This window comes from Herbaspirillum sp. YR522, assembly GCF_000282575.1.
GTDB lineage: Bacteria > Pseudomonadota > Gammaproteobacteria > Burkholderiales > Burkholderiaceae_D > Herbaspirillum.
Genome location: NZ_AKJA01000153.1, coordinates 18,506 through 41,200 on the forward strand (window position 1 = coordinate 18,506; position 22,695 = coordinate 41,200).

Sequence of the window (22,695 nt, forward strand, 5' to 3'; positions counted from 1 at the left end):
GCCCTTTTTTGCCTGCCGCCGTGACGGCCGGCAATCAGGCGGGTGCGGTGGCCGTCGGCGTTACATCGCCGGGGCGATTGTCGGACGACGACTTCTTGGTCGGCACACCATTGCGCGGCGGACGCGGCTCGTCGCCGTTCATGATGTCGTTGACCTGGTCGGCGTCCAGCGTTTCCCAGTCGAGCAGCGACTTGGCCATCACGTCGACCTTCTCGCGGTTGTCTTCCAGCAGCTTGCGCGCCAGCGCATATTGCGTGTCGAGAATGGTGCGGATCTCGGCATCGACCTTTTGCTGGGTCGCCTCGGACACGGTCTTGGCAGACATGCGCCCGAAATAGGCATCCTGCTCGGAGTCTTCGTAGACCATCGTGCCCAGCGTCTCGGACATGCCATAGCGGGTGACCATGGCACGCGCCAGCTTGGTGGCGCGCTCGAAGTCGTTGGACGCGCCGGTCGACATCTGGTGCATGAAGATCTCCTCGGCGATGCGGCCACCGAACAGGATGGAGATTTCCTCCAGCATCTTGTCCTTGTACATGTTGACCCGATCATGCTCGGGCAACTGCCAGGTCAGGCCCAGCGCATAGCCACGCGGCATGATGGTGACCTTGTGCACCGGATCGGCCTTGGGCAACAGCTTGGCCACCACCGCGTGACCGGACTCGTGGTAGGCGGTATTGCGACGCTCTTCCTCGCGCATGACGGCCGACTTGCGTTCCGGGCCCATGACGATCTTGTCCTTGGCGTCCTCGAAGTCCTGCATCTCGACCAGGCGCTTGTTGCGACGGGCGGCAAACAGCGCTGCCTCGTTGACCAGGTTGGCCAGGTCGGCACCCGAGAAACCGGGGGTACCACGGGCCAGGATGTCGGCCTTGACGTCAGGCGCGATAGGCACCTTGCGCATGTGCACGTACAGGATCTGTTCGCGGCCGCGGATGTCGGGCAGGCCCACCATCACCTGGCGGTCGAAACGACCCGGGCGCAGCAGCGCCTTGTCGAGCACGTCGGAACGGTTGGTGGCGGCGATGACGATGACGCCGGAGTTGGCCTCGAAACCGTCCATCTCGACCAGCATCTGGTTCAGGGTCTGTTCACGTTCGTCGTTGCCGCCGCCCATGCCGGCGCCGCGATGGCGACCGACGGCGTCGATTTCGTCGATGAAGATGATGCAGGGCGCGTGCTTCTTGGCGTTCTCGAACATGTCGCGAACCCGCGATGCGCCCACGCCGACGAACATTTCGACGAAGTCCGAACCGGAGATGGTGAAGAAAGGCACCTTGGCTTCGCCGGCAATGGCACGCGCCAGCAAGGTCTTGCCGGTACCCGGAGGACCGACCATCAGCACGCCGTGCGGAATACGACCGCCCAGCTTCTGGAACTTGGTCGGATCGCGCAGGAACTCGACCAGCTCCTGGACTTCTTCCTTGGCTTCGTCGCAACCGGCGACGTCGGCGAAGGTCACCGAGTTGCTGTTCTCGTCGAGCATGCGCGCCTTGGACTTGCCGAAGGAGAACGCCCCGCCCTTGCCGCCGCCCTGCATCTGGCGCATGAAGAAGATCCACACGCCGATCAGCAACAGCATCGGGAACCACGAGATGAACACCTGCGACAGGAACGATTGCTCTTCCGGCTGCTTGACGTCGAACTTGACGCCATTGTTGAGCAGGTCACCGACCAGACCGCGATCCAGGTAGGTGGCTGCGGTCTTGACCTTGGTGCCGTCTTGCGTGGTGGCAACGATGGTACGGTCTTCGATGGTCGCGTCCTTGATGTGACCGGCCTTCACCTCGCTGATGAAATCCGAATACGCGATCGACTTTGCACCCGAAGCAACGCTGCGGCTGTCGAACTGTTTGAATACCATAAACAGGACGAGTGCAATGACTACCCAGATGGCAGCCTTGGAAAACATGTTGTTCACTGGAACTCCTCCGACGCGAAGCGCGCCACGTTGCCTTTGTATCCCGGGATTTTACCCGGATTCAATTACCCTTACTAGGAAACCACCCGCCATTGCGTGCGACACCGCAACGCGACAATAAGTTTAATCGCGTATCGTTGTCGAACGGCACCGGGTCCGCACCCTCATTGTTATCAGAGTGGCATCGAACGGGTGGCATCAAAAGGCACGCTGGCCGTCACCTCGGCATCGCTACCTGCCATCATGACGACTCCCGTCAATCGATATTGTGGCGGGAACACCCAAAACAAGACCGAAGAGCGGCTATCTGCCGATAAATGTCGCGTGTCGGCTTACTTTATCGCAGCTTTCAGCGCGGGTTCTTCAGGATTTTCCCCAGCAGGAATATTTCGGACGACTTGTCGCGGCTGGCCTTGGGCTTCTTCGACGTCACGGTCTTGAACTCGGCCCTGAACTTGTGCAGCAGTTCGTTATAGCCGGTGCCGTTGAAACACTTCACCAGCAAGGCGCCGGACGGCTTCATGTGGACCTGTGCGAATTCGATGGCCAGGTCGATCAGATGCTCGACCCGGGCCGCGTCGGCAATGGCCACTCCCGACAGGTTGGGCGCCATGTCCGACAGCACCAGATCGACGCGGCGCCCGTCCAGCACTGCCTCCAGCTCGGCCAGCAAGGCTTCCTCGCGAAAGTCGCCCTGGATGAAATGGACGTCGGCGATCGGTTCCATGGGCAGCATGTCGAGCCCGATGACGGTACCGTGGATGCCCCCCCCCTCGGCGCCAGCCAGCTTGTTGCGCACGTATTGCGACCAGCTGCCCGGGGTCGAGCCGAGGTCGACGATGACCTGCCCGGGCTTGATCAGGCGTTCGTCCTCGTCGATTTCCTTGAGCTTGTAAGCCGCCCGCGCACGATAACCTTCCTTTTGCGCCAGCTTGACGTAAGGATCGTTGATATGGTCGTGCAGCCAGTTTTTGTTTAATTTGTTCTTTGCCATTCGCGTAGAATACTGGTTTTATCTCTTTCAGGGACGGCTTGGCACTACCGCGCCGCCCCGCCATCGCATTCCCATGTTGAAACTTACCCCCGCCGAGCGCAGCGAACTGCGCGCCCAAGCACATGCGCTGAACCCTGTCGTGATCGTCGGCGAAAGCGGCTTGTCCGAATCGGTCCTCAAGGAAATCGACAACAGCCTCAATTTCCACGGCCTGATCAAGGTGCGTGTATTCGGCGACGACCGCGAGGCACGCATCGGCATCTACGACGCCATCTGCGAACAGCTCGATGCGGCGCAGGTGCAACACATCGGCAAACTGCTGGTCATCTATCGCCCCAAGAAGGACGAAGAAAAGAAGAAGTCGGCCGGCGCCAAGGGCGGCCTGCGTGAAGTCACCATCGTCAAGACCCACACCACCAAGCGCCCGACCGTCAACAAGGTCATGCTCAAGGGTAACGAACGGGTCACGGCCGGCGGCAATATCCGCAAGGCCAAGCCGCGCCAGCGCAGCACCAAGAAACCCGGCGCCTGATGCCGCGGGGCGAATCGCGATTCGCCCCGGCCTGCAAAATACAATGCCCGCTGATGCGGGCATTTTCGTTCTCCGACTCACCGGCGCCGATCGATGCCGGCGTCGGTTCAGACCGTCACGCCGTCAGACGTAACGCACTTCCAGGATTTCGTATTCCTTGATGCCCGACGGCGCTTCCACGGCCACCACGTCGCCGGCGCTCTTACCGATCAGGGCCCGCGCGATGGGCGAGGTCACAGACACCTTCGAGACCTTGATATCGGCCTCGTCCAGACCGACGATCTGGTAGGTCACCTTCTCGCCGCTGTCGAGGTTTTCCAGGTCGACGGTAGAAGCAAACACCACCCGGCCTTCGGCGTTGAGCTCGGTCGGATCGACGATCTGCGCCGCACCCAGCTTGCCTTCCAGGTCGGCGATGCGGCCTTCGATGAAGGCTTGCCGCTCCTTGGCCGATTCGTACTCGGCGTTTTCCGACAGGTCGCCCTGCGCGCGCGCTTCGGCGATCGCATTGATGACGTCGGGACGTTCTTTGGTTTTCAATCGTTGCAGTTCTTCCTTGAGGAGTTCTGCGCCACGCTTGGTAAGGGGAACTGTGCTCATAAGTCTCTTGCTAAAGGTTAGGGAATTCCGGAAAACGCCGGATGATCCAACGGTCCCGATACAAAACAAAAAAAAAGACCCCGCCGCCGTCAGGCGACCGACTCTTGTCTTTACGGGGAAGCACCTTGTTGATGAAGCAGGTGCCGGCGAAGTAGTTCCACCGGCCTTCACCCAACACGCCCATTTGCTGGCAAACCTGGCGGGCGCCTTCTACAAGGCGCTCCAAAAGTCACAGAGGGCATCGATTGCTCAGATGCCCTCTGGACTTGCCGGCAATTAGTTCTTGTCGGCAAGGTAACGTGTTGTGGGTTTAGTGTATAGCTTTATGGAGACCTTGTAAATCGTAGACGTCCAGCGCCTCCAATTGACGCATGCCCTGGATGGCCGCTTCGGCGCCGGCGATGGTGGTGAAGGTCGTCACGCGCGCAGCCAGCGCCGAGGTACGGATGGCACCCGAGTCGGCAATCGCGTTGCGCTTTTCTTCCACCGTGTTGACCACCAGCGCGATCTCGTTGTTCTTGACCATGTCGACGATGTGCGGACGCCCTTCGACCACCTTGTTGACCGTGGTCACGGCAATGCCGGCGGCGCTGATGGCCGCTGCAGTGCCCTTGGTCGCCACCACCGAGAAGCCCAGCGCCACCAGGTCGCGCGCCACTTGCACGGCGCGCGGCTTGTCGTTGTTCTTGACGCTGAGGAACACCTTGCCCGAGGTCGGCAGCTTGACGCTGGCGCCCAGCTGCGACTTGACGAAGGCTTCGCCGAAGGTCTTGCCCACGCCCATGACTTCGCCGGTCGACTTCATCTCGGGGCCGAGGATGGTATCGACGCCCGGGAACTTGACGAACGGGAACACCGCTTCCTTGACGCTATAGTAAGGCGGCACCACCTCGTTCTTGATGCCCTGGCTGTCGAGCGACTGCCCGACCATGCAGCGCGCCGCGATCTTGGCCAGTTGCAGCCCGGTGGCCTTGGACACGAACGGTACCGTACGCGAGGCGCGCGGGTTGACTTCGAGCACGAACACGGTGTCGACCGTCTTGCCGTCGACCTCGGCCTGCTGGATCGCGAACTGGACGTTCATCAGGCCCACCACGTTGAGGCCCTTGGCCATCAGCGCGGTCTGGCGCTTCAGTTCATCGATGGTGTCCTTGGACAGCGAGTACGGCGGCAACGAGCAGGCCGAGTCGCCCGAGTGCACACCAGCCTGTTCGATGTGTTCCATCACGCCGCCGATGAAGGTGCGTTCGCCATCCGAGAGGCAGTCGACGTCGACTTCGATGGCGTCGTTGAGGAAGCGATCCAGCAACACCGGCGAATCGTGCGAGACCTTCACGGCCTCGCGCATGTAGCGCTCGAGGTCGCGCTGCTCGTGGACGATTTCCATCGCGCGGCCACCCAGCACGTAGGATGGGCGCACCACCAGCGGGTAACCGATTTCCTGCGCCAGGCGCAGCGCATCGGCTTCGGTACGGGCGGTGCGGTTGGGCGGCTGGCGCAGGCCCAGGTCCTGCAGCAGCTTCTGGAAGCGCTCGCGGTCTTCGGCCGCATCGATCATGTCGGGCGAAGTGCCGACGATAGGCACGCCATTGGCTTCGAGGTCCAGCGCCAGCTTGAGCGGCGTCTGGCCGCCGTATTGCACGATCACGCCGTACGGCTTCTCGATGTCGACGATCTCCAGCACGTCTTCCAGCGTCAGCGGCTCGAAGTACAGGCGGTCGGAGGTGTCGTAGTCGGTCGAGACGGTTTCCGGGTTGCAGTTGACCATGATGGTTTCGTAGCCGTCATCGCGCATCGCCAGCGCCGCATGGACGCAGCAATAGTCGAATTCGATGCCCTGGCCGATACGGTTGGGACCGCCGCCCAGCACCATGATCTTCTTCTTGTCGGTAGGATTGGACTCGCACTCCTCGTCGTAGGTCGAATACATGTAGGCGGTGTTGGTCGAGAACTCGCCGGCGCAGGTATCGACGCGCTTGAAGACCGGGCGCACGCCCAGCTTGTGGCGCTGCTGGCGCACTTCGGTGTCGGTGGTCTTGAGCAACTTGGCCAGGCGCCGATCGGAGAAACCCTTCTGCTTCAACTGGAACAGCGTGGCGCGGTCGAGCGCGGTCAGCGAGGCTTCCTTCTCGAGCCACAGTTCGATGTCGACGATCTCCTTGATCTGCGAGAGGAACCAGCGGTCGATGTGGGTCAGCGCATGCACTTCTTCCAGCGAGAAACCCTGGGCGAAGGCATCGCCCACGTACCAGATGCGGTCGGGACCGGGCTCGCCCAGCTCTTCCTCGATGGTCTCGCGGTCGGTGGTCTTCTCGTTCATGCCGTCGACGCCCACTTCCAGGCCGCGCAACGCCTTCTGGAACGATTCCTGGAAGGTACGGCCGATGGCCATGACTTCGCCGACCGACTTCATCTGGGTCGTCAGATGCTTGTCTGCCTGCGGGAATTTCTCGAACGCGAAACGCGGGATCTTGGTCACCACGTAATCGATCGAGGGCTCGAACGAGGCCGGGGTCGCGCCACCGGTGATCTCGTTGCGCAACTCGTCGAGCGTGAAGCCCACCGCCAGCTTGGCGGCGATCTTGGCGATCGGGAAGCCGGTCGCCTTCGATGCCAGCGCCGACGAACGCGACACGCGCGGGTTCATCTCGATGACGATCATGCGGCCGTCGGCCGGATTGACCGAGAACTGCACGTTGGAGCCACCGGTGTCGACGCCGATCTCGCGCAGCACCGCCAGCGAGGCGTTACGCATGATCTGGTATTCCTTGTCGGTCAGCGTCTGCGCCGGCGCCACGGTGATCGAGTCGCCGGTGTGCACGCCCATCGGGTCCAGGTTCTCGATGGAGCATACGATGATGCAGTTGTCGGCCTTGTCGCGCACCACTTCCATCTCGTACTCCTTCCAGCCGATCAGCGATTCCTCGATCAGCAGTTCGGAGGTGGGCGAGGCTTCCAGGCCGCGCTTGCAGATGGTCTCGAATTCCTCGGCGTTGTAGGCAATACCGCCGCCGGTGCCGCCCATGGTGAACGAGGGACGGATGATCACCGGGAAGCCCAGGGTCTTCTGCACGGCCCACGACTCTTCCATCGTGTGCGACACGCCGGAACGGGCCGAACCGAGACCGATCTTGGTCATCGCATCCTTGAACTTGGAACGGTCTTCGGCCTTGTCGATGGCTTCCGGCGAGGCACCGATCAGTTCGCACTTGTACTTGTCGAGCACGCCGTGGCGATGCAGGTCGAGCGCGCAGTTGAGCGCGGTCTGGCCGCCCATGGTCGGCAGGATCGCATCCGGCTTTTCCTTGGCGATGATGCGTTCGACCACCTGCCAGGTGATCGGCTCGATGTAGGTGACGTCGGCCATCTCGGGGTCGGTCATGATGGTCGCCGGATTGCTGTTGACCAGGATCACCTTGAAGCCTTCCTCGCGCAAGGCCTTGCAGGCCTGGGCGCCGGAATAGTCGAACTCACAGGCCTGGCCGATGATGATCGGGCCGGCGCCAATGATGAGGATGCTTTTTATGTCGTTACGCTTAGGCATTTTGTTTCTTCTCCATCATCGCCACGAATTTGTCGAACAGGGGGGCGATGTCATGCGGTCCAGGGGATGCTTCGGGGTGACCCTGGAAGCAGAATGCGGGTTGGTCGGTGCGCTCGAAACCTTGCAGCGAACCATCGAACAGCGAGACGTGGGTCACGCGGCAGTTGGCCGGCAGGGTGGCCTGGTCAACCGCAAAACCGTGGTTCTGCGAGGTGATCATCACCTGCTTGGTGTCGAGGTCCTGCACCGGGTGGTTGGCGCCATGGTGACCGAACTTCATCTTCAGCGTCTTGGCGCCGGAGGCCAGCGCCATGATCTGGTGACCCAGGCAGATGCCGAAGGTCGGGATGCCGCGCTCGATCAATTCCTTCGAGGCTGCGATGGCATAGTCGCAGGGCTCCGGATCGCCCGGACCGTTGGACAGGAACACGCCATCGGGATTGAGCGCCAGCGCCTCGGCGGCGCTCGCCTGCGCCGGCAGCACGGTAACCTTGCAGCCGCGCTCGGCCAGCATGCGCAGGATGTTGAACTTGATGCCGTAGTCGAACGCCACCACGTGGAACTTGGGGGTGATCTGCTGGCCATAGCCGCGACCCAGCTTCCATTCGGTCTCGGTCCAGTTGTAGGCCTTGGTGGTCGACACGACCTTGGCCAGGTCCATGCCGGCCAGGCCGGGCCAGGCGCGCGCCAGTTCCAGCGCCTTGGCGGTAGCCGCCTCGACATCGGCCTCACCGGCGACGATGGCGCCGTTCTGGGCACCCTTCTCGCGCAGGATGCGGGTCAGCTTGCGGGTATCGATGCCGGCGATGGCGACGATGCCATCCTGGGCCAGGTATTCCGACAGCGACTGCTGGCTGCGGAAGTTCGACACCAGGCGCGGCAGGTCCTTGATGATCAGGCCGGCGGCGTGGATGCGGCTGGCCTCGACGTCTTCACGATTGACACCGGTGTTGCCGATGTGGGGATAGGTGAGCGTGACGATCTGGCTGTTGTAGCTGGGATCGGTCAGGATTTCCTGGTAACCGGTCATTGCGGTATTGAACACCACTTCGCCGGTCGTGTTGCCAGCGGCGCCGATGGAAAATCCGTGGAAGACAGACCCGTCTGCGAGGGCGAGCACGGCCGGAATCGCGGGACCGGAAAGAAGAGGCAGCAAGGGTAACTCCTGAGATGGTTACCGCCGCTGGATGACCGGGAGACCTCGTACACCAGACCGACCGGCGCGCACCCCGGGATTCGGGCGAATCGGGATGTTGGCCTGCGGGAACGAGGTGGAGATATGGTATGCGCTACGGCGGAATTTAAATTTGGCTAAACCGCACAATTATAGCGTAAGCGGGCTCTCACGGCAAACCCGGGGCGCGGGGTTTTGCCATGCCACCCGCCCGATGAGGCAGAAACGACAAGAGTTGCCGGCCGGACAATCCGACCGGCGCTGACGATGATTACAGGCCCAGCGCGGCAATGCCCGCCTTGGCGATCTGCACGTCTTCGGACGACTTCACGCCCGACACGCCGACCGCGCCGACCACATGGCCGTCGACCACGATAGGCACGCCGCCTTCCAGCAGGCCATCCAGGGTCGGTGCGCTGATGAACGAGAAGCGGCCGTTGTTGATCATGTCTTCATAGATCTTGGTCTCTCGGCGGCCCAGCGCTGCGGTGCGCGCCTTGCCCGGGGCGATATGCGACGAGATCGGCGCGGTGCCGTCGAGGCGCTGCAGCCAGAGCGGGTGGCCGCCATCGTCGACGATGGCGATGGCCACGGCCCATTTGTTGGCAATGGCCTCGGCTTCGGCGCCAGCGGCGATCTTCTTGACGTCTTCCAGCGTCAGAAATGGTTTGGTTTGCATGTTTACTCCGGTGTGCTCAACAATTCGAACGCTGATTGTACGGTGATAAATCCGTTTTGACATCTTCCCATTGCTGAGCGATTTTCACGCACCACACCCGCGCGGCGCGATGCCGGGATTCCCACAAGCCGACGTAAATTATTTACACGCCAAAAAATTTTTTTGCCGCGCGTAGGAAAAACCCTTACTGGGAAGACATGCCGGATCGGTGCCCCATGCCCCGCAAACGATATCAAACTTATAAGCTGGCACGAAATTAGCTTTTGACAGCACGTAAGAATTCACTTACAGTCCCGCAATCCTGCCTATGAGAGGATCTTGATGACTCTACGCCGCACCGACCGACTCCGACGCCAATCCCTGCGAGCGTGCGTGCTCGCGGCCGGACTGTGGTTCAGTGGTGCAGCGTTTGCCGCCGACCTGTCACTGGCGGCCCAGGATCTCCCCCCTCCCCAGGCACAATCCCCGCAAGCCCAACAGCAGATCAGCAAGACCAATCTTGCGATCGCGCGCCTGCAAGACATCACCAACCGCGCCTCCGAACTGGCCACGCAAGCCCTGGCCATGCTGGGTATCAACTATCGCTACGGCGGCAATTCGCCCGATACCGGCCTCGACTGCAGCGGCCTGGTGCGATATGTCTTCAAGGAAGCCTTGGGCACCGACCTGCCCCGCACCTCGGCCGAGATCAGCCGGGTGGGCGAAAAAGTCGGCAAGTCGGACCTGCAGGTGGGTGACCTGGTGTTCTATAACACCCTGCGCCGCGGCTTCTCGCACGTGGGTATCTACATGGGCGATGGCAAGTTCATCCATTCGCCATCGGCCGGTGGCCAGGTCCGCATCGAAAGCATGGACGAATCGTACTGGAAGAAGCGCTTCAATGGTGCACGCCGTATCGCCGCTGGTGAAGAAGAGTCCAAATAAGCACCGCTCCGATGCACTGAAAACATGCCGCCCCGATCTATCCGGGCGGCATTTTCGTTTCGACACGTTAATTTCCGGTTCATCCGTCACCGTCGAGCGGGCTCGACAGCCCGCAATCAGCACGCCCTGCTACATTGCGCGCTGCACGCGCAGCCCACGGCTACGGCTGATCGGTCGTCGACGCCGTCCTGCTCAATTCCCCTGCAGCAGCTTCAATTTACGCTTGATCTCCGGCATGGCGGCCATGGCGGCCTGCTCGCCAGCCAGGATCGCCACGTTGCGGCTGGCGAAGTCGCTGCCCTTCATGGCGCCCAGGCCCGGTTGCAGCACGATGTCGGCATTCTGCAATTCGTACTGGTTGATGGTCTGGCCCATGATGGCGAAGGTCTGCAACAGCACATCGACCGAACTGCTGGCGGCCTGTGCCTCGGGCTGGGCCGAGATATTGACCGCAATGACGAAGTCGGCACCCATCTGGCGCGCAAAACGCACCGGCACCGGCGCCACCAATCCCCCATCCACATAATAGTGTTCACCGATCCTGACCGACTGGAACACACCCGGCACCGCCGACGAAGCCCGCACGGCAACGCCGGCATTGCCGCGCTGGAACAGGATCGGCTGCCCCGTCTTGAGGTCGGTGGCCACTGCGCCGAACGGGATCTTGAATTTCTCGATGGTCAGGTTGCCCAGCGTACGATTGACGTAGTTCTGCACGCCCTCGCCCTTGAGCACGCCGGCTACCTTGGCAAAGAACGGCACCGACCAGTCCGAGATGGTGGCTTCGTCCATCTGCAAGGCCAGCTTCTGCAACGCGAAACCATCGTTGCCGGCGGCATACAAGGCACCCACCAGGCTGCCGGCGCTGGTGCCGGCAACGACATCGGCCTCGATGCCCTGCGATTGGAGCGCCTTGATCACGCCGATATGCGCAAAGCCACGCGCAGCACCGCCCCCCAGGGCCAGGCCGATCCTGACCTTGCGCGGCGCCAGTGCGCTCGCTTCGGCCGGGGTCGCGCTGGCCACGACGGCCGGCTTGCTGCCTGCCGTGCCCGGCAACCAGGCGGTCGTGCCGCAACCGGCCAGCACAATGACGAAGGTGGCGATGGTCGCCAGGCGGAACAAATTGCGCATCGAGAAATACCGGAAATAGTCGTTGAAGCGGCACGCCTGCAGCGCGCGCCGGAGCCGTATTCTACTGCAGCCGGGGAGCGCGCCTGGTGTAGAATTCCGCCGCTCGCGACTGCATGTCGCTCTCCCTCCTTGCCACGTTGAAACATCAATGAACATCGTCATCAACGAAGAACTGCAGAAGTACATCGATCCCCTCACCCCCAACGAATACGCGGCGCTGGAGCGCAGCATCCTGGCCGAAGGCTGCCGCGATGCGCTGGTGCTGTGGGGCGAAGTACTGGTCGACGGCCACAACCGGTTCGAAATCTGCAGCAAGTACGAACTGCCCTACAAGACCGTCCAGAACGACAGCTTCGCCTCGCTCGACGATGTGCTGCTGTGGATGATCGACAACCAGCTCGGCCGCCGCAGCGTGTCCGACTTCCAGCGCGGCATGCTGGCGCTGCGCAAGCGCGACATCATGGCGGCCCGCACCCGGGCCGCGACCAAGCCCGTCGCCAGCGACGAAGCCGTCGCCGCCGATGCCGATGCCGGCGAGCCTGCCGCAAGCAGCGACGACCCACCGTGGGAGTCCAGTGGCGAGCCGATCAAGACCCGCGACGACATCGCCCGTGCCGCCGGCATCAGCACCACCACCATCGGCCAGATCGACCGCATCCGCAAGACCGCGGCGCCCGAACTGGTCGAGGCGGTGCGCACCGGCGCCATTTCGATCAATGCCGCCGCCGCGGTCGCCTCGCTGCCCAGCGATGCCCAAGTCACCGCCGTGGCCGGCGGCAAGAAGGAATTGCGCGAAGCCGCCAAGAAAGTGCGCGACCAGAAGGCGGCCACCCGTACCCCGCGCGCGCCCAAGGCCGGCGATGTCGCCGTGCCGGGCAGCCAGGTCGCCATCGACGACCATCTCGAGAATGAAGTCACGGCCGCCCTGCGCCGTGAAGTGGCCGCATTGCAGGCGCGCATCGCCCAGCTGACGCAACACAACCAGGGGCTGCAGGCCGAACTGGCCCTGATCAAGGGCACGGCGGCCTGAGCCGATGGCAACCTTCACCCTGGCCGCACGCGTCGACATCGAACTGGACATCCGCAAGAGCCGCTTCATCGGCATCGTCATGCCGGTGACCGACCGTGCCGCGGCGATGCAGGAGATCGATCGCATGCGCCAGGCCCATCCCAATGCCACCCACGTTTGCTGGGCGCTGATGGCAGGCGGGCAATCGGGTATGTCCGATGATGGCGAGCCCTCGGGCACCGCCGGCCGGCCGATGCTCGAAGTGCTGCGCCACCACGAACTCGACGCCGCTCTGGCCATGGTGGTGCGCTACTACGGTGGCATCAAGCTGGGCGCCGGTGGACTGGTACGCGCCTACACCGATGCCATCGCCACCGCGCTCAAGCAGGCGCCGCGCATCGAGCGGGTGGCGCAGGCCGAACTCGAGATCGGTATCGGCTACGCCGCCGAACCGCAATTGCGCCACTGGCTGGCGCAGCACAAGTACCCATTGCTCGACAGCCATCACGACGCCCTGGTGCACCTGCGCCTGCGGCTGCCGGCGGCCGACCTGGAGCAGGCCGAGGAAACCATCCGGCGCATGGCGTCGAACGCCTCGATCAAGCGCACCATCTGATCCGTGCAATGCCGGTCGCCCACTGCCGGTCGCTCGCCCTCGGCGCGACGAAGACAATGCGGCGCGCAACGGGTGCGACCCTGGCTTGACGCGGCGCCCATCACGTAATAATATAAGTTACATGAAACGCAGCGATCGACTTTCCATTGCCCTGCACATCCTGTTGCACATGGGCCAACGTGCCGACACCCCGATGACCTCGGACCAGATTGCCGGCTGGGTGGGCACCAATCCGGTGGTCATACGGCGCACCTTCGCCGGCCTGCGCGATGCCGGCATCGTGGCGTCGTCCAAGGGCCATGGCGGCGGCTGGACATTGGCGCGCGGCCTGGACCAGATCAGCCTGCACCAGGTGCAACAGGCGCTGGGCGAACGCCTCATCACGCTCGGTGCGCGCGACGAGTCGCCTGGCTGCCTGGTCGAGATCGCCGTGCATCGCGCGCTCGACGATGCGCTGGAAGAAGCCAATCGACTGCTCGACCAGCGCCTGGCCGGTGTCACGCTGGCCGACCTGGCCCATTCGATGGGCCCCCATTTCAAGTTGGGCCACCCCACCCAGCACTAGGCCATCTACATCGTCTTCCGCTTGTCGCGCCGCATCCCGCAGGCGCGGGGGTGCCCTTGCGCCCGTCTTTTTCGAACACACTTCAACAGAGGAGAATTCCATGCGATTCGATGTCATCGTGGTCGGCGCCAGTTTCGCCGGTGCCTCGGCCGCCATGCAACTGGTACGCGCCCGGCGCAAGGTATTGATGATCGATGCCGGCCAGCCGCGCAACCGCTTCGCCGCCGCCGCGCACGGCTTTCTCGGGCAGGACGGCGTGGCGCCCCACGTGATCATGGCCACCGCCATCGAGCAGTTGCTGGCCTACCCCACCTTCGAACTGGCAGTGGCGCATGCCGAACAGGCCCAGGCCATGCCCGACGGCGTGCGCGTGACGCTGGAAGACGCTCGCGCCTTCACGGCCGCGCGCCTGATCCTGGCTACCGGGGTGCGCGACGAATTGCCGGCCATCCCCGGTTTGGCGCAACGCTGGGGACGCACCGCCGTGCACTGTCCCTACTGCCACGGCTATGAGCTTGGCGATCGCCAGCTGGGCGTGATCGCCACCACGCCGCTGTCGGCGCACCAGGCCATCATGCTGCCCGATTGGGGGCCGACCACCTATTTCACGCAGGGCGAATTCGAACCGCAAGAGCAGGAAGCCAGCCTGATGGAAAAGCGCGGCGTGCGCATCGAGCGCACACCGGTCGTCGAACTGCTGGGCGCCGCGCCCGAGATCGAGGCGGTGCGCCTGGCCGATGGCCGCACGGTGGCCATCGGTGGTCTGTTCGTCGGTCCCAGGGTACACATGGCCAGCCCGTTGGCGATGCAACTGGGCTGCGCCTTCGAGCAAGGGCCGATGGGCCCCTTCATCCAGACCGATGCCATGCGCCAGACCTCGGTGACGCATGTCTTCGCCGCTGGCGACGCCGCCGCCGCATTCCATAACGCAACCATGGCCGCGGCCTCGGGAGTGATGGCCGGCGTCAGCGCGCACAGGTCGCTGATGATGGCCTGAGGCGGCCACCTCGTGCATCACATGCCCCGGGCTACATTCCCATGTAGCGCCCGGGCCGGTGGTTCATCGCAATGACCAGGTTGGCGGCCACCGCGCCCAGTATCGATGCCAGCAGCACCTTGGGCGTGACCACCAACAAGGCCAGCAGCACGATCGCCACATCCACGCCCATCTGCACCTTGCCGGCCCGTACGCCATAGCGATCCTGCAGGAACAGCGTCACGACGTTGATGCCACCCAGGCTGGCCCGGTGGCGAAACAGCACCACGAAACCGGTGCCCATCAGCAGCCCGCCGAGGATGGCGCAATAGAACAGGTCGAGCTTCTGGTACGCGATGAAATGCGGATGCATCAGCGAAAAACCGGACACCAGCGCCACCGCGCAAAAGGTCTTGCCGGTGAAGCGCGTACCCATGCGACGCAACGCAAAATAATAGAACGGCAGGTTGATGGTGAAGAAGATCACGCCGAACGGCAGCCCCGAGACATAGTGCAGCAGGAACGCCAGGCCGGCCGTGCTGCCGGTGACCAGCCCGGCATGGCTGTACATGTTTACGCCGAGCGACACGAACAGCGTGCCGACCAGCAGCGCCAGCGCATCCTCGTAAGCCCGGTGGCGCATGTCGGCCACCGGCTTGGGTGCCGACTCAGCCACGCAGCACCTCGGCCATGGCCTCGGCCACGCGCGCTACGTTGTTGTCGTTGAGGCCAGCCACGCAGATGCGTCCGCTATGCACCGCATAGACGCCGAACTCGTCGCGCAGGCGATCGACCTGGGCCGCGCTCAGGCCGGTGTAGCCGAACATGCCGTGCTGGCGCAGCAGGAAGGAGAAGTCGCGATCCGGCACCGCCGTCTCGAGCTGCGCGCCGAGCATGGTGCGCATGTCGCGCACCCGCACCCGCATCTGCTCGAGCTCGCCCTGCCATTGCAGGCGCAGTGCGGCGTCGCCCAATACCCGCGCAACGATCAGCGCGCCATGCATCGGCGGGCTGGAATAATTGCGGCGCACGGTGAGCTTCAGTTGGCCGAGCACGTTCTCGGCCTGGCCCGCCTGCGGGCAAAACACCGACAAGGCCCCAACCCGCTCGCCGTACAGCGAGAATATCTTCGAGAACGAATTGCTGAGCAAGAAGGCCATGCCGCGCCGCACGCATTCGCGCACCGGCCACACGTCCTGTTCCAGGCCCTCGGCAAAACCCTGGTAGGCCAGGTCGAAGAACGGCAGCAGGCCACGACGCTGCAGCAGGTCGATGATCTGCACCCATTGCTCGCGCAGCGGGTCGACCCCGGTCGGGTTGTGACAGCACGGATGCAGCAACACCACCGCGCCGCGCGGCAAGCCATCGAGCTTGGCCAGCATGGCGTCGAAGGCCAGGCCCTTGGTCTGCGGGTCGTAATACGGATAGCGCTCGGTGGTGAAACCGGCACCTTCGAAAATACCGATGTGGTTGTCCCAGGTCGGGTCGGGAATCCAGATGGTGGGCTGCGGGAAGAAGCGCGCAATCAGGTCGGCACCGACCTTCAATGCGCCCGATCCACCCAGCGTCTGGACTACCGCCAGGTGCTGCGCAGGCGGCAGATCGGCGCCGAACAACAGGGCCGCCACTGCATGGCGATAGGCGGCGTGGCCTTCCATCGGCAGGTAGGTGGCGGGCGTCGGCGAGGCGGCCAGCTCGAGGTCGGCCGCACGCACCGAGGACAACACCGGGATCGCGCCGTGGCCATCGGCATAGATGCCGATCGACAGGTTGACCTTGTCGGCGCGCTCGTCGCGCTGGTAGTGTTCCATCAGGCTCAGGATGGGGTCGCCGGCATAGGGCGGAAGATGGGAAAACATGTAGACCTCTCGCAAACGATGATACTGACCACGCCGGCCATTGCCGGCAACCCGTCATGGTAGCGCCACGGCGCGTGCCATCACAGGTATTTCTTCAGGCCGAAGTGATAGATGCCCACGCACACCAGGCTGATCACGGCACAGGCCATCAGGTAGTAGCTGGGGGTGATCGGGTTGCCGGTCCTGCCCACCAGCCAGGTCACCATGAAGGGCGTGAAGCCGCCGAAGATGGTGGCGCCCAGGCTGTAGCTGATGCCCATGCCGCGTACCCTGGTGGCCGGAGGGAAGATCGACGACAGCACCACGCCCAACGAACCGAAATACACCGCCTTGAGGATGCCGGCCCAGATCATGATGGCCATCATCACCCACATGGTGGGGGTGCCGATGACCCACACGAACGAATAGTAGACGGTGGCCAGCGTGAGCGTGGTCGAGATCACCATGATGCGGGTACGCCCGAAACGGTCCGCCAGCATGCCCATGAAGGGCGCGCCGACCATCAGGATCGCTCCCGACACCGCAGTGGCGGCAAACGCGGTCGACTGCGGCAGGTGCAACTGCTTGATGGCGAAGGTCGGCATGTACAACAGCATCAGGTAGGTGGCGGCGGTCGATACCGACAGGATGCCCATGGCCACCAGCACCCGCCCGACCTGCAGGCCCCAGCCGGCATCGTCGCCAGTGCCGCCCTGGACCTTGCGGGCCACCGGCACTTCATCGATATGGCGGCGGATGTACAGTCCCACCGGCGCGATCAGCAAACCGAAGGCAAACGGCAGGCGCCAGCCCCAGTCGGCAATCTGCTGCGGCGACAGCAGCCAATTGAGCAGGAACCCGGCCAGCGCGGCCAGCAAGGCGGCTGCACCCTGGCTCGAGAACTGCCAGCTGGCCATGAAGGCGCGACGCTTGGAGCCGGTCTCGGTGAGCAAGGCGGTGGCCGAGCCGAATTCGCCGCCGGCCGACAACGCCAGCAGGATGCGCGCGACCAGGATGCCGATGGGCGCCAGCACGCCGATGCTCTCGTAGGTCGGGATGACGGTGCAGATCAGGGTGCCCACCACCGTCATCGACAGCGAGACCAGCAGCGCCGGCTTGCGCCCCACCTTGTCGCCGTACCAGCCCAGCAGGATCGCGCCCAGCGGACGGAACAGATAGGACAGGCCGAAGGTGGCGAAGGTCACCAGCAGCGACACCGTGTCGTCGCCGGTCGGAAAGAACAATCTGGAAATGGTGACAGCGAAGAACCCGTAGGCGACGAAGTCGAACCATTCCAGCGCATTGCCGATGGACGAGGCGACGATCAGGCGACGGGTCTTGGCCGCCGACAGCGGCGCCGGCTCGGCCAGGTCCGCTGCGGTGGTGGGGGAAGCTGCATTCATGGAGAGGTTCCTTGTCGGTGCTAAACGTTAGTCGAGGACTGGCGACGCGCCTTGACCTGCGCGCCTTGCGCGCCCAGATCCCACAGCAGCCCAGCCATCAGTTGCAGGCCTTCACGCGCCACCGGTCCCAGCAAATGCTCGTCGGGTGCGTGCTGCGAGCACGAGGGATAGGAGTGCGGCATCCACAGCGTAGGCAGGCCCAGTGCCTGCGAGAAGCAATGATTGGGAATGGTGCCACCCAGGTTGGGCAGGATCGCCACCGGCTTGCCCGAGGTCTGTTCCATCGACGCCGCTGCCAGGCGTACCCATTCGTCGTCGGGGTCGAGCCGGGTGGCCGGCGCGCTGGCCTGCAGTTCGATGCCTACCTGTTCGAAACCGTGGGCATCGAGGTGCTGGCGCAGGTGCGCCAGGCCGTTCTCCCAATCGGTGCCGACCACGAAGCGCAATTGGAACACCGCCTGCGCCTGCGCCGGGATCGCACCTACCGGACGCGCCGCATTGCCAGCCTCGAAGGCGATCAGTTCCAGCGTATTGCAGGCAAACAGCCGCTCGGCGGGCGACAGGCCAGGCTCGCCCCAGTCCGCCGCCAGCACCGGGTCGCCCTGGTCGCCGCCGACCGGGAAATCCCGCACCAGCTCGCGCACGCGGCTGCTGACCGGGGGCGAGCGCAAGCCATCGACCAGGATCACGCCCTGCGCATCGACCAGCGACGCCACCGCATGGGCCAGCACGATGGCGGGATTGAGCAGTACACCACCCCAGTTGCCGGCGTGGTGGGCGCCGTTGCCCGGGTCCAGGGCCAGCCTGAATTGCAGCGCACCGCGCGAGCCGAGGAACAGGGTCGGCCGTGACGCCGCCAGGCGCGGACCGTCCGAGGCCAGGAACAGGTCGGCGCGCAGCGCTTGGGCGTGTTCGACACAGGCTTCCCACAGGCCGGGCGAACCGATTTCCTCGCTCATCTCGAAGATCATCTTGATGTTGTAGCCCAGCTTGCCACTGCGTGCCTGCAGCACCGCCGCCAGGGCCCCCAGGTTGACGCTGTGCTGCCCCTTGTTGTCGGCGGTGCCGCGGCCATACCAGCGCTGGCCATCCTGCTGCAGCTGCCACGGCGAGCGTTGCTGCCGCCAGCGCCCCTCCTGGCCGTTGACGACATCGCCGTGACCGTACATCAACACCGTCAATGCCCCCGGGTCCTCGATCCGGCGCGCCAGCAACAAGGGCGGTGCCTGGTCGCGGCGGTTGGGTACCAGCTCGAAGTCGAAGCCCATGGCCGCCAGGCTGCCCCCGATCTCGTCTTCGAGATAGCGCTTCAGTTCGGCGCCTCGCTCGGGGTTCTGGCTTTCGGTCGGCATCGCCACCCGCCGTTGCAGGTCATCCCGGAAATGCCCCGAATCGAAATAATCGGTGGCCAGGTCAATGGCCTTGCTGCGTGTCATGTCGAACTCCATTGCTCGTTACGGTGGGATGCGGAGCGGGTCGAGTCGCCCTCGCCGCGCCAGGTGAAGTGCATTCTAGAAGTCGTCGACAGTTCTAACAATGTCAATTTTTAAAACTTATCTTTCTCTTTTTGATAAATTAAATTATCGTGTCCGCGACCGGCTTTTCTCACACAAAACGTGCACCGTCGGCCAACAGGCTGCCTTTTATTGCCATGGAAGCAGCGCTGCACCAGTTTGAGACCGTGACAGCTTTGCGCTAATAATTTGGCTGGCTTGTTTAAATCAGAAAGATCGGATATTCCATGCAAAGTACCGTGCTGCGCTATTTCTACCAGGTCGGCCGCACCGGCTCGCTCACGGCGGCGGCCGAGCGGCTGCACGTGGCGGTGTCGGCCGTGAGCCGGCAGATTGCCAAGCTGGAAGAAGAGACCGGGGTGCCGTTGTTCGAGCGTCGTGCCCGCGGCATGGTGCTGACCCAGGCCGGCGAGGTGCTGATGTCGTATGCGCGGCGCAACCTGCTGGAGCTCGAACAGGTGCTGGCCGAGGTCAAGGGCATCAACGCCGTCGGCCAGACGCTGGTCACGGTGGCCAGCTCCGAAGGTTTCGCCTGGGACCTGCTGCCCAATGTGATGGCGCAGTTTCGCCAGCAATATCCGGGCATGCAGTTCAAGCTCAATGTGGTCGGTGCCAACCACGCCTCGCGCATGCTGGCCGACGGCGAAGCCGACATCTCGATCACCTACAGCCTGGCGCCGGTCGAGGGGCTGTCGGTGTCGTACCGTGAAGCAGCACCGATCTTCGCGCTGATGCGGCGCGACCACCCGCTGGCGCAGCGCAGGTTGCTGTCGCTGGGCGACCTGCAACCCTACCCGCTGGCATTGCCCGAGGAAAGCTCGACGGTGCGCCAGCTGTTCGACATTGCCTGCGGCATGCGCGGCCTGTTGTTTGCACCGGCCTTCACCAGTCATTCGCTGGGTGCGGTCTACCGCTTCACGCAACAATCGCAGCAGGCGGTGGCATTGGGCGGCTTTCTCACGGCCCATGGCCGCGCGGCCGAAGACGGCATGGCGCTGGTCCCGATGGCCGAGTCGGAGCTGCACCAGCGCACGCTGCAAGTACAGACCATGGCGGCGCGCAAATTGCCGCCTGCGGTGGCCGCCTTCAGCGACTTCCTGATTGCCGCGATGCGCCAGGTCGAGGTGCAGCAAGACCTGCATTCGGCCTAGTCGCCGACGCCACTGCGCCGTATCGGCAGCCTCCCTGGCCGCACCAGGCCTGCCTCAAGACCCGGGCAAGCGCTGCAGCAATGCCACGAAGGACCGCGCGGCCGGCGACAGCTCGCCGCCACGGCGCGTGACCACGCCGATGGTCTGCGACACCGACTTGAGCGTCACCGGCAGGATGCGCAGCACGCCACTGTCGACGAACATGCGCGCCACGCTGGTGGGCAGGATCGCCACCGTATCGGTGGCCTGGCGCAGGATCGCCACGCTGACGAAGGTCGATGCGGTCGAGATCGCATTGCGTGGCAGCTCCACCCCGGCCAGGTCGAGTTCGCGTTCCAGTACCGCGCGCAATGGCATCTGGCTGGGATAGGTGACCCACCGATAGCCGTTCAGGTCGGCCAGGCTGACGGCCTTGCTGCGCAGGCGCGGATGGTCGCTCGACACCACCACCGACAAGGGCTCGTCCGACAGCGGCTGATAATGGTATTTGGCGGGGTTGTCGGACACGCTGGCGCGCCCCAGCAGCAGATCGAGTTGGCCATCGTCGAGCAAACCCAGCAGGTGCACACTGGTGTCTTCGACGATATCGACCGACAGCTCGGGATGCGTCTTGTGCAAGGCGTTGACGGCCGGCACCACCAGGTCCGGCACCGCCCCCATCACGGCCCCGATCGCCAGCCGCCCGCCACGCCCCGAACGGATCTGCACCAGTTCCTCGCACAAGGCCCCGAGATCGGTGGCCATCAGGCGCGCGTGACGGATGACGCAATGGCCGAACTGGTTGGGCACCAGCCCGGCCTTGGTGCGCTCGAACAGCGTGGCATCGAGCAGCGACTCCAGCTCGGCCAGCGACTTGCTGGCGGCCGACTGCGTCATGGCCATGGCGCTGGCCGCGCGGTGCAGCGAATGATGCTCGTCGAGCGCGATGAGCAACTGCAGCTGCTTCATGCGCAGGCGGGCCAGCAGGCCAGCCAGGCGCTGGCTGTCGGGCGAGGTGCCGGGGGCGGGTCGAGGGCGCATGGTGATGAGTCGCAAAAGCGATCACGTGATGGAAAGTCTTCACTATACAGCCTCGCCGGGGGCACGTATATTCGTCGCCAGCCTGCCTCGCCACCGACTGGCGCGGCGTTGACCCATAAGGCCAGCAAGCGGCCGACAACCGGAGACCAAGTCCATGCGCACCACCCCGATCTATCGCGGCGTTTTCCCCGTCGCACCGACCATTTTCGACGACCAGGGCAAGCTCGACCTGGACGGCCAGAAGCGCGCCATCGACTTCATGATCGATGCCGGCTCCAACGGCCTGTGTATCCTGGCCAACTTCTCCGAGCAATTCGTGCTGTCCGATGAAGAGCGCACCCTGGTGCAGGACACGGTGCTCAAGCACGTGGCCGGCCGCGTGCCGGTGATCGTCACCACCACCCATTACGGCAGCCAGATCTGCGCCGAGCGCAGCCGCGCGGCGCAGGATGCGGGTGCTGCGATGGTGATGGTCATGCCGCCTTACCACGGCGCCACCTTCCGCGTGTCCGAAAAGCAGACCTATGAATTCTTCGGTCGGGTCTCCGACGCGATCGACATCCCGATCATGATCCAGGATGCCCCCGTGGCCGGCACGCCCCTGTCGGCGCCGTTCCTGGCGCGCATGGCCAAGGAGATCGCCAATGTCTCCTACTTCAAGATCGAAACCGCGGGCGCAGCCTCCAAGCTGCGCGAGCTGATCGAACTGGGCGGCGACGCCGTGGTGGGGCCGTGGGATGGCGAAGAAGCGATCACCCTGATCCCCGACCTGGACGCCGGCGCCACCGGCGCCATGACGGGCGGCGGCTATCCCGACGGCATCCGCAAGATCACCGACGCCTACTTTGCCGGCGACACCGAAAAGGCCGCCGAGCTGTACATGCAATGGCTGCCGTTGATCAACTACGAAAACCGCCAGTGCGGCCTGGCTGCCTGCAAGACCCTGATGCAGGAAGGCGGCGTGATCAAGCACGACACGCTGCGCCACCCGCAACCGCAGATGCATCCCAAGGTGCGCGAAGGCCTGATGCGCGTGGCGCGCCGGCTGGACCCACTGGTGCTGAGCTGGGGCAAGTAAGCGGGCAGTGACAGGGGCGCCGC

The 22,695-nt window shown here is 64.0% G+C and carries 20 protein-coding genes; 8 read left to right on the plus strand and 12 right to left on the minus strand.

Annotated elements, in window-relative coordinates; translation table 11 throughout:
• Positions 1 to 34 precede the first annotated feature (34 nt).
• Entirely contained in the window at positions 35 to 1,921 is a 1,887-nt protein-coding gene (gene ftsH / locus PMI40_RS21080; protein ID WP_008119661.1) for an ATP-dependent zinc metalloprotease FtsH, read from the minus strand.
• A 349-nt stretch (positions 1,922 to 2,270) separates the two neighbouring features.
• Positions 2,271 to 2,915, minus strand: coding sequence for an RlmE family RNA methyltransferase (locus PMI40_RS21085; protein WP_008119663.1), 645 nt, complete (start codon positions 2,913 to 2,915; stop codon positions 2,271 to 2,273).
• 73 nt (positions 2,916 to 2,988) lie between these two features.
• On the opposite strand from PMI40_RS21085, the gene yhbY reads away from it, so the two are divergent.
• Positions 2,989 to 3,447, plus strand: a complete 459-nt coding sequence (gene yhbY, locus PMI40_RS21090) for a ribosome assembly RNA-binding protein YhbY (protein ID WP_008119665.1) — start codon at positions 2,989 to 2,991, stop codon at positions 3,445 to 3,447.
• Positions 3,448 to 3,570: 123 nt separating this feature from the next.
• On the opposite strand, the gene greA is transcribed toward yhbY, so the two are convergent.
• The 4 genes from greA to PMI40_RS21115 form a co-directional block, all read right to left on the minus strand.
• Entirely contained in the window at positions 3,571 to 4,047 is a 477-nt protein-coding gene (gene greA / locus PMI40_RS21095) for a transcription elongation factor GreA (RefSeq protein WP_008119667.1), read from the minus strand.
• A gap of 310 nt (positions 4,048 to 4,357) precedes the next feature.
• Complete coding sequence (gene carB, locus PMI40_RS21105) at positions 4,358 to 7,591, minus strand: carbamoyl-phosphate synthase large subunit (protein ID WP_008119669.1); 3,234 nt, start codon at positions 7,589 to 7,591, stop codon at positions 4,358 to 4,360.
• Entirely contained in the window at positions 7,584 to 8,747 is a 1,164-nt protein-coding gene (gene carA / locus PMI40_RS21110; RefSeq protein ID WP_008119671.1) for a glutamine-hydrolyzing carbamoyl-phosphate synthase small subunit, read from the minus strand. Before carA ends, carB begins: the two co-directional genes overlap by 8 nt.
• 289 nt (positions 8,748 to 9,036) lie before the next feature.
• Positions 9,037 to 9,444, minus strand: coding sequence for a heme-binding protein (locus PMI40_RS21115; RefSeq protein ID WP_008119673.1), 408 nt, complete (start codon positions 9,442 to 9,444; stop codon positions 9,037 to 9,039).
• A 321-nt stretch (positions 9,445 to 9,765) separates the two neighbouring features.
• Here PMI40_RS21115 and PMI40_RS21120 point away from each other — a divergent pair, with 321 nt between their 5' ends.
• A complete protein-coding gene (locus PMI40_RS21120) occupies positions 9,766 to 10,368 on the plus strand; it encodes a C40 family peptidase (protein ID WP_008119675.1) in 603 nt (200 codons plus the stop codon).
• A gap of 192 nt (positions 10,369 to 10,560) precedes the next feature.
• Here the strand turns inward: PMI40_RS21120 and PMI40_RS21125 are convergent, their stop codons facing one another.
• Positions 10,561 to 11,502 carry a patatin-like phospholipase family protein gene (locus PMI40_RS21125; protein WP_008119677.1) on the minus strand — a complete coding sequence of 314 codons (942 nt, stop codon included), beginning with the start codon at positions 11,500 to 11,502 and terminating at the stop codon, positions 10,561 to 10,563.
• Between the two features lie 148 nt (positions 11,503 to 11,650).
• On the opposite strand from PMI40_RS21125, the gene PMI40_RS21130 reads away from it, so the two are divergent.
• The 4 genes from PMI40_RS21130 to PMI40_RS21145 all read left to right on the plus strand — a co-directional run bounded on the left by PMI40_RS21130 (position 11,651) and on the right by PMI40_RS21145 (position 14,689).
• Entirely contained in the window at positions 11,651 to 12,532 is an 882-nt protein-coding gene (locus PMI40_RS21130; protein WP_008119678.1) for a hypothetical protein, read from the plus strand.
• 4 nt (positions 12,533 to 12,536) lie between these two features.
• On the plus strand, positions 12,537 to 13,127 hold the full coding sequence (locus tag PMI40_RS21135) for a YigZ family protein (protein ID WP_008119680.1): 591 nt from the start codon (positions 12,537 to 12,539) through the stop codon (positions 13,125 to 13,127).
• A gap of 121 nt (positions 13,128 to 13,248) precedes the next feature.
• Positions 13,249 to 13,692 carry an Rrf2 family transcriptional regulator gene (locus tag PMI40_RS21140; protein ID WP_008119682.1) on the plus strand — a complete coding sequence of 148 codons (444 nt, stop codon included), beginning with the start codon at positions 13,249 to 13,251 and terminating at the stop codon, positions 13,690 to 13,692.
• Positions 13,693 to 13,792: 100 nt separating this feature from the next.
• A complete protein-coding gene (locus PMI40_RS21145; protein WP_008119684.1) occupies positions 13,793 to 14,689 on the plus strand; it encodes an NAD(P)/FAD-dependent oxidoreductase in 897 nt (298 codons plus the stop codon).
• Positions 14,690 to 14,720: 31 nt separating this feature from the next.
• Here PMI40_RS21145 and PMI40_RS21150 read toward each other — a convergent pair whose 3' ends face one another.
• The 4 genes from PMI40_RS21150 to PMI40_RS21165 all read right to left on the minus strand — a co-directional run bounded on the left by PMI40_RS21150 (position 14,721) and on the right by PMI40_RS21165 (position 19,345).
• A complete protein-coding gene (locus PMI40_RS21150) occupies positions 14,721 to 15,311 on the minus strand; it encodes a YitT family protein (protein ID WP_051001865.1) in 591 nt (196 codons plus the stop codon).
• A 25-nt stretch (positions 15,312 to 15,336) separates the two neighbouring features.
• A complete protein-coding gene (locus PMI40_RS21155; RefSeq protein WP_008119688.1) occupies positions 15,337 to 16,527 on the minus strand; it encodes an amino acid aminotransferase in 1,191 nt (396 codons plus the stop codon).
• A gap of 80 nt (positions 16,528 to 16,607) precedes the next feature.
• Complete coding sequence (locus tag PMI40_RS21160) at positions 16,608 to 17,909, minus strand: MFS transporter (RefSeq protein WP_008119689.1); 1,302 nt, start codon at positions 17,907 to 17,909, stop codon at positions 16,608 to 16,610.
• Positions 17,910 to 17,929: 20 nt separating this feature from the next.
• Positions 17,930 to 19,345, minus strand: coding sequence for a M20 family metallopeptidase (locus PMI40_RS21165; protein WP_008119692.1), 1,416 nt, complete (start codon positions 19,343 to 19,345; stop codon positions 17,930 to 17,932).
• A gap of 305 nt (positions 19,346 to 19,650) precedes the next feature.
• On the opposite strand from PMI40_RS21165, the gene PMI40_RS21170 reads away from it, so the two are divergent.
• On the plus strand, positions 19,651 to 20,574 hold the full coding sequence (locus PMI40_RS21170) for a LysR substrate-binding domain-containing protein (protein ID WP_008119694.1): 924 nt from the start codon (positions 19,651 to 19,653) through the stop codon (positions 20,572 to 20,574).
• Positions 20,575 to 20,628: 54 nt separating this feature from the next.
• On the opposite strand, the gene PMI40_RS21175 is transcribed toward PMI40_RS21170, so the two are convergent.
• Entirely contained in the window at positions 20,629 to 21,594 is a 966-nt protein-coding gene (locus PMI40_RS21175; protein ID WP_008119695.1) for a LysR family transcriptional regulator, read from the minus strand.
• A 154-nt stretch (positions 21,595 to 21,748) separates the two neighbouring features.
• Here PMI40_RS21175 and PMI40_RS21180 point away from each other — a divergent pair, with 154 nt between their 5' ends.
• A complete protein-coding gene (locus tag PMI40_RS21180) occupies positions 21,749 to 22,672 on the plus strand; it encodes a dihydrodipicolinate synthase family protein (RefSeq protein ID WP_008119698.1) in 924 nt (307 codons plus the stop codon).
• The last annotated feature ends 23 nt before the right edge of the window (positions 22,673 to 22,695 follow it).